This is a genomic window from Gordonia heveisoli, from assembly GCF_030315745.1.
In the GTDB taxonomy this organism is placed as follows: domain Bacteria; phylum Actinomycetota; class Actinomycetes; order Mycobacteriales; family Mycobacteriaceae; genus Gordonia.
Genome location: NZ_JASXSH010000002.1, coordinates 248,330 through 259,835, shown reverse-complemented (window position 1 = coordinate 259,835; position 11,506 = coordinate 248,330). Strand labels below are relative to the sequence as shown.

The 11,506-nt window shown below is 69.2% G+C and carries 11 protein-coding genes; 8 read left to right on the top strand and 3 right to left on the bottom strand.

The genetic code is table 11. The features are described 5' to 3' along the window. Positions 1 to 95 precede the first annotated feature (95 nt). The 6 genes from QSJ18_RS02895 (at position 96) to cofG (ending at position 7,278) form a co-directional block, all read left to right on the top strand. Positions 96 to 1,814 carry an ABC transporter family substrate-binding protein gene (locus QSJ18_RS02895; RefSeq protein ID WP_286324704.1) on the top strand — a complete coding sequence of 573 codons (1,719 nt, stop codon included), beginning with the start codon at positions 96 to 98 and terminating at the stop codon, positions 1,812 to 1,814. Next, positions 1,811 to 2,707: an N-acetyl-1-D-myo-inositol-2-amino-2-deoxy-alpha-D-glucopyranoside deacetylase gene (gene mshB / locus QSJ18_RS02890; protein WP_286324703.1), complete on the top strand. Its 897-nt coding sequence runs from the start codon at positions 1,811 to 1,813 to the stop codon at positions 2,705 to 2,707. The genes QSJ18_RS02895 and mshB overlap by 4 nt, the downstream gene beginning before the upstream one ends. Then, positions 2,707 to 3,240, top strand: coding sequence for a facilitated glucose transporter (locus tag QSJ18_RS02885; RefSeq protein WP_353507197.1), 534 nt, complete (start codon positions 2,707 to 2,709; stop codon positions 3,238 to 3,240). The genes mshB and QSJ18_RS02885 overlap by 1 nt, the downstream gene beginning before the upstream one ends. 64 nt (positions 3,241 to 3,304) lie before the next feature. Further along, complete coding sequence (locus QSJ18_RS02880; RefSeq protein WP_286324702.1) at positions 3,305 to 4,429, top strand: FO synthase; 1,125 nt, start codon at positions 3,305 to 3,307, stop codon at positions 4,427 to 4,429. Continuing rightward, positions 4,426 to 5,943, top strand: a complete 1,518-nt coding sequence (locus tag QSJ18_RS02875; protein ID WP_286324701.1) for a flavin-containing monooxygenase — start codon at positions 4,426 to 4,428, stop codon at positions 5,941 to 5,943. The genes QSJ18_RS02880 and QSJ18_RS02875 overlap by 4 nt, the downstream gene beginning before the upstream one ends. A 21-nt stretch (positions 5,944 to 5,964) precedes the next feature. Further along, positions 5,965 to 7,278, top strand: coding sequence for a 7,8-didemethyl-8-hydroxy-5-deazariboflavin synthase CofG (cofG, locus tag QSJ18_RS02870; RefSeq protein WP_286324700.1), 1,314 nt, complete (start codon positions 5,965 to 5,967; stop codon positions 7,276 to 7,278). A gap of 126 nt (positions 7,279 to 7,404) precedes the next feature. Here cofG and QSJ18_RS02865 read toward each other — a convergent pair whose 3' ends face one another. Together QSJ18_RS02865 and QSJ18_RS02860 are read right to left on the bottom strand one after the other, a co-directional pair. Further along, the gene (locus QSJ18_RS02865; RefSeq protein WP_286324699.1) at positions 7,405 to 7,800 is read right to left on the bottom strand and encodes a rhodanese-like domain-containing protein; all 396 of its coding nucleotides are present in this window, start codon (positions 7,798 to 7,800) and stop codon (positions 7,405 to 7,407) included. Further along, entirely contained in the window at positions 7,797 to 8,444 is a 648-nt protein-coding gene (locus QSJ18_RS02860; protein ID WP_286324698.1) for a cysteine dioxygenase, read from the bottom strand. The genes QSJ18_RS02865 and QSJ18_RS02860 overlap by 4 nt, the downstream gene beginning before the upstream one ends. Positions 8,445 to 8,952: 508 nt before the next feature. On the opposite strand from QSJ18_RS02860, the gene fdxA reads away from it, so the two are divergent. Together fdxA and dapC are read left to right on the top strand one after the other, a co-directional pair. After that, a complete protein-coding gene (gene fdxA, locus QSJ18_RS02855) occupies positions 8,953 to 9,282 on the top strand; it encodes a ferredoxin (protein ID WP_286324697.1) in 330 nt (109 codons plus the stop codon). Positions 9,283 to 9,290: 8 nt separating this feature from the next. After that, complete coding sequence (dapC, locus tag QSJ18_RS02850; RefSeq protein ID WP_286324696.1) at positions 9,291 to 10,424, top strand: succinyldiaminopimelate transaminase; 1,134 nt, start codon at positions 9,291 to 9,293, stop codon at positions 10,422 to 10,424. Between the two features lie 90 nt (positions 10,425 to 10,514). On the opposite strand, the gene dapD is transcribed toward dapC, so the two are convergent. After that, positions 10,515 to 11,483, bottom strand: a complete 969-nt coding sequence (gene dapD, locus QSJ18_RS02845) for a 2,3,4,5-tetrahydropyridine-2,6-dicarboxylate N-succinyltransferase (protein WP_286324695.1) — start codon at positions 11,481 to 11,483, stop codon at positions 10,515 to 10,517. Between the last annotated feature and the right edge of the window lie 23 nt (positions 11,484 to 11,506).

Here is an 11,506-nt window from a genome sequence, read left to right as displayed (position 1 = left end):
CGTCAGTCAGGCCGGGCCGCGGCGGCTCTTCTCGCAGGCTCGCCACCGCGTTCGCGGCGACCGTCGCAGTCTTCGGGCTGGTCGCCTCGGGGTGTATGTCCGATCCGCCGCCACCGGTGCGCGACACCGGCCCCATCCCGACGCCCACCGAATATCCGACCGAGAAGTCGGTCTACATCGCGACCGATTCGGTGGGTTCGGGGTTCAACCCGCACATCGCCTCCGATCAGAGCCCGGTGACGACCGCAATCGCCGCGATGACCCTGCCGAGCGCTTTCGCGCCGGTGTCCACCCCGACCGGTGTGCAGTGGCAGCTTCAGCGTGACTTCGTGACGTCGGCCGAGGTGACCTCGGAGAAGCCGTTCACGGTCACGTATCACATCCACACCGACGCGCAGTGGTCCGACGGACTGCCGGTCACCGGAGACGACTTCAGCTACCTGTGGCAGCAGATGTCGCGGCAGCCGAATGTCGTCGCCCCGGCCGGCTACCGGCTGATCGACTCGGTGCAGTCCCGTGAGGGTGGCAAGACGGTTCTGGTCACCTTCGCCGAGCGGTATCCGGCGTGGCGGGAACTGTTCTCCGGACTGCTGCCCAGCCACGTACTCAAGGGCGCGCCTGCCGGATTCCAGACCGGCATGGACACCGGGAAGCCGGTGTCGGCGGGCCCCTTCGCGATCGTCGCCATCGATTCGACCCGCGACGAGGTGCGACTGACCCGCAACGACCGATACTGGATGACACCGTCGAAACTCGACCAGATCGTGTTGCGGCGGGCCGGTACGACCGCGCAGATGCTGGATTCGGTGCGATCGGGTGACTCGTCGATCGCCATGCTCGGTGGGGGTGCCTCGTTGCAGAGCGTGCTCAGCTCGGTGCCCGGGATGTCGGTGCGGCGCGACCTGAACGCGCGGTCACTGGGCGTCAGCGTCAACGCGCGGACGCCGGTGATGGCCGACATCAACGTGCGCCGTGCGGTCCTCGGGCTCATCGACGCGCGGGTGGTCACCTTCGCCGCCACCGGCGATTGGATCGTCGAACCCTATGCCAACACGGTGTTCGCGCCCTCAGATCGCGGCTACACCCCGGTGAACCGCCCACGCCCGTCGCGCGAGCAGGTTGCCGGATACCTGCGCGACGCAGGTTATGTGCCCGGGGCACCGACCCCGGTCGGGCAACAGGCGGATCCGAATGTGCCTACCCTGCCGGTGGGGGTCGCACCGCTGCAGCGCAACGGCGCGGATCTCGCGGTACGGGTCGGCGCGGTCAGCGGCGACGTGCGGGCCACCTCCGCCGCAGCTGCCATCGTCGATCAACTGCGTGCCGGCGGTATCCGGGCGCAGGTCGTGACCATGCCCAACAGCGAGCTCTACGGGGCGGCCCTGACCCGGCAGAAGGTCGACGTGATCGTCGGCTGGAGCGGTCTGGGTGTCCCACCGGCGGCGTCGCTGGCCTCTCAGGTCGACTGTGACCAGCCCAAGCCGGGTACCGAACCCTCGCTGAGTACACCGCCGACGCCGACGAGTGTCGCACCCAGCGACTCCGACGCCGCGACCAGCTACGCCAGCAACATCTCCGGGCTGTGCGATGCTCGCCTGATCGAGCTGGCCCGGCGCGCACTGTCGGCCGACGATCCGATGCCTGCGCTGAACGCGGCCGAACCGCTGCTGGCCGCGCAGTTCAGCTACATTCCGCTTTACCAGGACAGCATGCTGGTCGGGGTCGATCGGCCGGCGGTTGTCGGGGTCCCCGACACCGGACCGATCCAGGTGTCGATCTTCGGTTCGGCAGGCACATGGGATCTGCCCCAGTGACCGCACCCGGCTCGAGCTCCCCGCGCGGCGCGACGCGGCGCCTGCTGCTCGTCCACGCACACCCCGACGACGAGACGATCATGACCGGCGGGGTGATCGCCCGATACCTTGCCGACGGGGTCGACGTCCGGGTGCTCACGTTCACCCTCGGTGAGGAGGGGGAGGTCATCGGCGACGAGTACGCCGCCCTCGTCGCCGACGGTGGCGCCGATCAGCTCGGCGGCTACCGCATCGCCGAACTCACCCGTGCGCTGGCGGCGCTCAGCCCGGCCGGACAACCGCCGCTGGCGCCACGCTTTCTCGGCGGGGCCGGTCGCTGGCGGGACTCGGGAATGGCAGGCTCGCCGTCGGCGCAGCATCCGCGCGCTCTCGTCCAGGCCCCCATCGACATGCTCGTCGAGGCGTTCGTCGATGAACTGCGGTCGTTCGCACCGCAGGTGCTGGTGACCTACGACAGCGCGGGCACCTACGGGCACCCCGATCATCGACTCGTGCACGAGGTGTCGGTGCGTGCGGTCGACCGGGCCCGTGAACTCGGGATCGCACCGGCAAAGGTGTACGAGTCGGTGACCGAGGCCTCCGCGCTGCGGACCGGCCTGGCCGACGCCACGCAGCGGGTCCCGGACGGCTGGCGGATGCCGCACGACGGCGAACTGCCCAGCTACCCCGACACCGACATCACCACCGAGGTCGACGTCCGGTCGGTCTACGAACGCAAGGCCGCGGGTCTGGCGGCGCATGCGACCCAGGTGACCGTCGCGCCGTCGGGGCGTGAGTACGCGCTGTCGAACAACATCCTGCAGCCGATCTTCGGCCACGAACATTTCATCCGGACTGCTCCGGCCCCGACCGGCGGGGAGCGCGAGACCGACCTGTTCGCGGGTCTGGACTGATGCGCGTCGTCGACCGGGTGATGCTCGCCCTGCTCGTCGTGGACGGGCTGGTGGTCGGCGTCTTGTCGCTGTTCTTCGCGTACACGCGTTTCGGTGGGGTCGCCTGGCCGGTGGCCGGACTCGTCGGTGGCCTGGTGAACTGTGTGCTGCTGTGGCTGGCGGCCGGATTCACTGCGACCGGCTGGCGATATGCGCCGCTGGCCGGGTGGATGGTCGGGGTGTTCCTCGGCGCGGTGCCGGGACCAGGCGGGGATGTGGTGCTCGCCGGGGATGCGTCGGAGACCGTCCCGACGATGCTGCTGCTCGCCTTCGGCGCGGGGCTGCCGGCCGTGCTGATCCTCTCGGGTCGCCTGCCGGCACCGAAGGGCAAGGCGGCCACCGCCCCGGGTAAGCCCGGCAGTGCGCGACAGGCCACACCGGCCACCACGACGAGCCCGGCCCAAAAGACGAGCACGGCCAAGAAGACGAGCCCGGCCCAGAAGAAAAGCCCGGCCAAGAAGACGAAATCCGGCCGCAAGCGGGCAGGCAGATAGTGCGCGCCCGGAGCGGACCACTCGGCCCGAGGGCGGGTTCGGCGCCTGACGTTAGAGTGTGAGCATGGTGTTGCGCGCGTGGGCCGAGGACATCCACGCCCCCGTCGGGGACGTCCGAAGTGCGTTGAGCCGGGTACGTGAGAACCCGGCGACCCTCGACGATCGGGAGTGGGTGGCCCTGCTCGGTGCCGCCGGCGCCGAACTGGACGAACTCGCCGGTCTCGCCGACTCCGCCCGCGCCCGGGTCACCGACCCGACGGCCTTCACCTTCGTGGTCAACCGCAACCTCGACACCGGTGTGGCCGCAGCCCTCGAATCCGCGCCGACCCTGGAGGAACTCGTCGCCGAGGCGCGCGCGCTGGGTGCCACCGAGATCTGTATGCAGGGGCCGTTGCCCGCCACGGCGCCTGCGGACGGCTATCTGCGGCTCGTCGAGCGGATCGTCGGCGCCGCACCCGATCTGCATCTGCACGCCTTCCGGCCCACCGAGATCCACGACGGTGCCGCCCGGCTGGGGCTGAGCCTGCATGACCATCTCGCCGCGCTGCGTGCGGCGGGCTTGGGGTCGGTGCCCGGCACCGCCGCGCAGGTCCTCGACGACGAGGTCCGGTCCGCGCTGGCCGGAGGTGCGCCGGTCCCGTCGGCGAGTACCTGGGAGGCATCCATCATCGCCGCTCACCGCGTCGGCCTGACCTCGACCGCGACACTGCTCTACGGACATCTGGAGACCCCGGCACAGCAGGTGGCACATCTGCGTCTGCTCAACCGCATTCAGGACGAGACCGGCGGTTTCACCGAGCTGATCCTGATGCCGATGCTGCCGCAGAACGCGCCGCCGCCGGTCGCCGCACTCGCCGCCACCGGGCCGTCGGAGCGAGAGACTCGTGCGGTGCACGCGGTGGCCCGGCTGATCACCCTCGGCCGTTTCGATCATCTGCAGGTGGCCTGGACCAAACTCGACCGCGCCCTGGTCACCGATCTGCTGAACGGTGGTGCCGACGATATCGGCGGACTGTTGCTGGACGGCACGCTGCGTCCGGATGCCGGTGCCGAGGCCGGTCTGGTGCTCGGCGCCGACGATCTCCTCGACGTCGCCACACGTATCGGGCGCAGTCCCCGACAGCGAACCACCCGATACGGCGAACCCACTGCCGCACAGCGTTATCCGATTCCGCAGGTACAACCATGACCGCACTGGAGCCGTCGTCGCCGACCGAGGTCGACGTGGCGATCGTGGGTGCCGGATTCGCCGGACTCGGGATGGCGACTCACCTCGCGCGGCGGGGTCGGGAGTCCTTCGTCGTCCTGGAGCGGGCCGACGCCGTCGGCGGAACCTGGCGCGACAACGTCTACCCGGGTATCGCCTGCGATATTCCTGCACACCTCTATTCGTTCTCCTTCCGGCCGCCGCGTGACTGGTCGTCGCTGTATCCCAGCGGTGCCGAGATCCGGGACTACCTGGAGCAGACGGTGACCGACGAGGGCCTGGCACCGCACATCCTGTTCGGCCGCGCACTGGAGGGGGCGCACTGGGATGCCGACGACGCCCGCTGGGTGATCACCACCACCGTCGATGCGTCGCGGGCCGGTGCCGATCGGGTGACCGGCGATGTCGCCCACCCGATCCGCGCACGGAATCTGGTGCTGGCCGTCGGCCGGCTGTCCGAGCCGCGGATTCCCGAAATCGATGGGCTGGCGGACTTCTCGGGCGAGGTGGTGCACACCGCAGCCTGGTCCGACGACCTTCGGGTCGCCGGTGCCCGCATCGGTGTGGTGGGGACCGGCGCGTCGGCGGTCCAGGTCATTCCGCACCTGGCCACCGTGGCCGACGAGGTGGTGGTCTTCTCGCGCACCCCGCCGTATGTGGTGCCCCGCGCAGACCGGGCGTATTCGGCGGCCGAGCGCGCCGCGATGCTCGACCCCGCCCAGGCTGACGACACCCGCAACCGGTTGCTGCGGGAGGCCGACGGCGCGTTTGCGCAACGATTGGGACTACGGCCCGACATCGACATGATCCGCAAGCGGGCTAGCGACCATCTCCACGACCAGGTGCCCGACCCGCATCTGCGTGCTCTGCTCACCCCGGACTACGAGATCGGCTGTAAGCGGATCCTACTGAGTGACGATTTCTATCCGGCGCTGAGCCTGCCGAATGTCACGCTTGAGCCCAGCGCATTGGTCGGTGTGGTGGAGAGTAAGGCCACCGCCCGCAGTGGTCGTCGCTATGACCTCGACATCCTGGTGATGGCAACAGGTTTCGAGGCGGCCCGCCCGCCGGCGGCGAACCGGGTCGTCGGGCGCGGTGCGCGCAGGCTGTCCGATCACTGGTCGAAGGGGATGACCTCATACGCCTCCACGGTGGTCACCGGATTCCCCAACATGTTCGTCCTCGACGGCCCGAACGCTGCGCTGGGCCACAACTCGGCGATCTACATGATCGAGACCCAGCTCGAATATGTGGTCGGTGCACTGGATTTCATGGGCGACGGGCAGGTGCGGTCGTTGGAGGTGTCGGCCGAGGCGGAAGCCGCCTACACCCGGGAGATCGACGAACGCAGCGCCAGCACAGTGTGGATGACTGGATGTGACAGTTGGTATGTCGACCCGGAGAGTGGTCGGCTGACGCTGTTGTGGCCGGGTACCGCGGAGTCCTTCCGTGCCCGCAACGGCAACTTCGATCCGGCGGCTTTCGGGGTCGGATGACTCTCATGGGAGGTGAGTCGCATGCGCGAATCTGCGGCGAACGGTACTGAGACAGAACATCAATCGGCAGACCACGGATGGGTACATGACCGATCCGGGGCGCTCGCGGCAGCGCGCACCGGGGCGCCCCTGGGGCTTTCGCAGGTCGAGGCGTTACTGTCCTGTGCCGGCGACGATCTCGTCGCTCTGCAGGAGATCGCCGCGGGACTGCGCGACGACGGTCTGGCCGCCGTCGGTCGATCCGGCCAGATCACCTACTCGCGCAAGGTGTTCATCCCGCTCACCCGACTGTGCCGCGACCGCTGTCACTACTGCACCTTCGTGACGGTGCCCGGAAAACTCGCTCGCGCGGGTGAAGGGATGTACCTCGAACTCGAGCAGGTCGTCGAACTTGCCCGCCGTGGAGCCGAACTCGGTTGCAAGGAAGCATTGTTCACGCTCGGTGACCGGCCGGAGGATCGGTGGCCGCAGGCCGCGCAATGGCTGTCCGAGCGCGGCTACACCTCGACGCTGGACTATGTGCGGGCCGCAGCGATCGCGGTGCTGACCGAGACCGGGCTGCTGCCGCATCTGAACCCCGGCGTGATGAGTGCCGAGGAGATGCGCAGGCTACGACCGGTGGCGCCGTCGATGGGCATGATGCTGGAGACCACCTCGCGCCGACTGTTCACCGACAAGGGGCAACCGCACTACGGCAGTCCCGACAAGGATCCGCTGGTGCGGCTGCAGGTGCTGCGCGACGCGGGCGAGGTCGGGGTTCCGTTCACCACCGGCATCCTGGTCGGCATCGGCGAAACCCTCACCGAGCGTGCGGAATCGCTGCTGGCCCTCGCCGACATCGCCTCCGCGGGCCACGTTCAGGAGGTGATCGTGCAGAACTTCCGGGCCAAGCCGGACACCGCGATGCGCGGCACCCCCGACGCCGAGATGACCGAATTCCTCGCCGCGGTGTCGACCGCCCGGATCGTGCTCGGGTCGGCGATGCGTATCCAGGCGCCGCCGAACCTCGTGTCGGCCGAGGAATGTGCTGCGCTGATCGCCTCCGGCGTCGACGACTGGGGTGGGGTGTCACCGCTGACCCCCGACCACGTCAATCCGGAGCGACCCTGGCCGAATCTAGATGTGCTCGCCGACCTCACCGCGCAGTCCGGTTTCACGCTGACCGAGCGGGTCACGGCCCAGCCGCCGTATGTGCTCGGCGCCGACGAGTGGATCGATCCCGCTCTCGCCGATCATGTTTCGGCGCTGACCGACCGGGCGACGGGTCTGGCGATCGACACGCGACCTACCGGCCGGCCGTGGCGCGAGGTTCTTGACCGGACGGCACCCCGGTGAAAGTGGGGGAGGAACGAAACTAGGGGAGGAGTTCTTCCCCGAGTTTCCGGTACTTCCCCGCGATGCAACTGGGCGACGAACACGAAACCCGGGGAGGAACCGTTCGTCCCCTAAGTGCAGGAGGGGTCAGGCCACCGCGCTGAGTGCCTCGTAGCCGCCGACGACGTCGGTGGCGCGGTGCAGGCCGAGGTCCTGGAGCGCGGCAGCCGCCAGACTCGACGTATATCCCTGCGAGCACAGGATGATCCAGCGCACGTCGTGGTCGACGGCGGCAGGCAGGCGGGCGTCGCTCGCGGGGTCGCAGCGCCACTCGAGCACATTGCGTTCGATGACGATGGCACCGGCCGCCTGCCCCTCGGCCGCGCGTTGCGCCTGCGGTCGGATGTCGACCAGGATTGCGCCGGAAGCGACTTCGGCGGCGACTTCGTCGGCGGCCAGGCGATCGATACGGGCACGCGCGGCGTCGAGGATGTCGTCGATGGTCGGCGGGGTGGTGGCCACCCGGATTCGTGCGGCGGTCATTCCGGCTGATCCGTCAGCTCGGTGCGGTCTCGGCGCAGGTGCCCCGCCTCGGTGACGTCGTAGTAGGACATCGCGGTCAGCGGCGGTGAGTAGGCGTGCACGCTCAGCGTCGGCGTGGCCAAGTCGACCGCCGCGCTGGCGGTGGTGACCGGCGCGGGGTTGGTGGGTGGTTCGTTGCGGATGACGTCGTGCACCCAGCCCAGTGGAAAAGCGGCCTGGTCGCCCTCGTCGAGGATGCGGACCTGGAGGTCGTGGCCAGTCCAGTGGTACTCGCGCAGCGAACCGGACAGTACGGTCAGCGCGCCGAGGGAGCCGGCATGATCGTGCAACTCGGTCGCCTCGCCGGGAGTCCAGCTGATCAGCCAGACGTCGACGTCGTCGTCGGCGTGGATGCGCGTCGCCCAGCGCTCGACTGGGTCCCACGTCGCGGGGAGGAGATGGTCGTGCCGTCCGTCGAGGACGTCGGCGACGCCCTGATCGGTGATGCGCAGGAGGTCGGCCGGGCGTAGCCGAGTCGGGAGATGCGTGCGCGGCCGGGTGACGGTGGCCGGGTCGAGGGTGCGGTCGGCGCGGGCGCGGGCGCGGTCGGCGGCGCTGCGAGAGGCCGGGGTCCGGACGGTGGGCCGGGTGAGCGTGGAGGTCATCGGATGTTCCTTGGGAGAATCCGTCACGACGACAACGGGTCGCGACGATGGATCGGTCAGGTCGGCTCGGGTGCGTCGGTGTCAGCGACAGCAGGACACGTGACGACAGCGCATGGCCATCAGGGTGCGGGAACCCATGGCTTCGGCCGAGCTCGGAACGACGATCATGTGGTCACGATGAAGCATCTCGCGCGCGCGGACCAGGGTTCGCGGCGGCGTGATTCCAAAGGCGGGATCATCCGACCATGCCGCCGCGGTGTGATCCACGTTACGAAACCCCGATATCCGGCCAGGTCGCCAGGGGGCGGCTGTTCGGTACGTGGATGCGGGGCGGATACTCTTGTCGGGTGGACTGCCCGGGGGCGCGGCGTGCCGTCTGTTCGGCTGCCGATCCAGCACCGCCGGGTGTCCGCACAGACGGCACAACCAGCCCTTGTGTCGTGCCGGACCGGGGTTCGCGGCGAGCCGTGACGCCCCTGCCGCATACAGATTTTCAGCGAAGGAGAGTGTGGTGACGTACATCATCGCCGAGCCTTGCGTCGATGTCATGGACAAGGCTTGCGTCGAGGAATGCCCGGTCGACTGCATCTACGAGGGCGGGCGCAGCCTGTACATCCAGCCCGACGAATGCGTGGACTGTGGCGCCTGCGAGCCGGTGTGTCCGGTCGAGGCGATCTTCTACGAAGATGATGTGCCCGACGAGTGGGAACCCTACGTCGGTGCCAACGTCGACTTCTTCGACGAGCTCGGCTCGCCGGGCGGTGCCAGCAAGATCGGCAAAACCGACTACGACGCACCGTTCGTGAAGGCCCTGCCGCCGATGAACCAAGAGGAGTGACGGCACCGGTGACCGCGGATTCAGCCGGAGGCCGACGGGCCGGGCGTCGCCGGGTGAGTGCGATCCTGCCCGACTTCCCGTGGGACACCATCGCCGCAGCCAAGGCGACGGCGGCCGCGCATCCCGGCGGGATCGTCGACCTGTCGGTCGGTACCCCGGTGGATCCGGTCGACCCGCTGATCCAGCGCGCGCTGGCCGCGTCCGCCGAGTTTCCCGGATATCCGACGACGATCGGCACCCTGGACCTGCGCACCGCGGCCTGCGATGCCCTGGCCAGACGGCACTCCGTCACCGGCTTGGACGAGTCGGGCATCCTGCCGGTGATCGGCACCAAGGAGGCGATCGCCGGTCTGGCGTCGACGCTGGGTGTCGGTGCCGGTGACGTCGTAGTCATCCCCGAGGTCGCCTATCCGACTTACGAGGTGAGTGCGCTCCTCGCCGGTGCGACTCCGGTGCGCGCCGACTCCACCGTGGCGCTCGGACCGTCCAGGCCGGCCCTGATGTTCATCAACTCGCCGTCGAATCCCACCGGCAAGGTGCTCGGCGTCGACCATCTGCGCAAGGTTGTGCAGTGGGCGCGGGAACGCGGCACGATCCTGGTGTCCGATGAGTGCTATCTCGATCTCTGCTGGGATGAGCAGGCATTGTCGATTCTGGACCCGCGCGTCTGCGATGGTGACCACACCGGGCTGATCGCGGTGCATTCGCTGTCCAAGGTCTCCAACCTGGCGTCCTACCGGGCCGGGTTCTTCGCCGGCGATCGGGAGCTGATCGCCGAACTGCTGGCGGTCCGCAAACATGCCGGACTCATGCTGCCCTTCCCGATCCAGGGGGCGATGACCGCCGCGCTCGCCGACGACGAGCACATCCGCGCGCAGTACGAGCGCTACCGCGCCCGCCGGGAGGTGCTGCGCACGGCCGTCCTCGACGCGGGCTTCCGCATCGACGAGTCGCGGGCCGGTCTGTACCTGTGGGCCACCCGGGATGAGCCGTGCCGGGACACCGTGGACTGGTTGGCCGCCCGCGGCATCCTGGCCGCGCCGGGCGACTTCTACGGTCCGGCCGGGGTCCGCCACGTCCGGATGGCGCTGACCGCCACCGACGAACGGATCGCCGAGGCCGCACGGCGGCTGACCGCCTGACGCGACCACAACGCCACAGATGACATCGGCGCCGGTGAGATCCCATTCGGGAATCCCACCGGCGCCGTCGTCGCTCCGGCCGTGACCGGCTCAGTTGTGCTTGTGCAGCATCTCGTTGAGGGCGATGCCGTCACCCTTCCACGGCACCACCTCGACCGCGCCGGTCAGGCTGTTGCGCCGGAACAGCAGATTCGACTGGCCGGCGAGTTCGCGGGCCTTGATGCTGGTGCCGTCGGGTCCGGTGACCTTGGTGCCCGCGGTCACGTACAGCCCGGCCTCGATGACGCAGTCGTCGCCGAGCGGAATACCGCAGCCGGCGTTGGCGCCGAGCAGGCAGCGCTTACCTAGCGCGATGATCTCCTTGCCGCCGCCGGACAGAGTGCCCATGGTGGACGCGCCGCCGCCGATGTCGGAGCCGTCGCCAACGACGACGCCCGCGGAGATGCGGCCCTCGACCATCGACGAGCCGAGCGTGCCCGCGTTGAAGTTGACGAAACCCTCGTGCATGACGGTGGTACCGGCGGCCAGATGGGCGCCGAGACGGACGCGGTCGGCGTCGCCGATGCGGACACCGCCGGGCACGACGTAGTCGACCATCCGCGGGAACTTGTCGATGGAGTACACGGTCACCGGTCCGCGCGCACGCAGCTTGGCGCGTACCTGCTCGAAACCGTCGACGGCGCAGGGACCGTGGTTGGTCCACACGACGTTGGCGAGCAGCCCGAACTGACCGTCGAGGTTGGCGCCGTGCGGCTTGACGAGCCGGTGCGACAGCAGGTGCAGGCGCAGGTAGACGTCGTAGGCGTCGACCGGGGCTGCCGACAGATCGCTGATCGTGGTGCGCACGGCGATCGTCTTCACCCCGCGGGCCTCATCCACGCCGACGAGCTCGCGGAGTTCGGCGGGGACGGCGGCGGAGTCGGGGAAGGTCGTCTCCGAGGTGGTCTCAGTGCTGAGTTCGGGTGCCGGGAACCAGACGTCCAGGACGACCCCGAGGTCGTCGGAGCCGCCGTTGGTCACGGTCGCGATGCCGGTTGCGATTGCGCCAGTCGTAGTCACGGGACGTCAGTCTAGGCGATGAG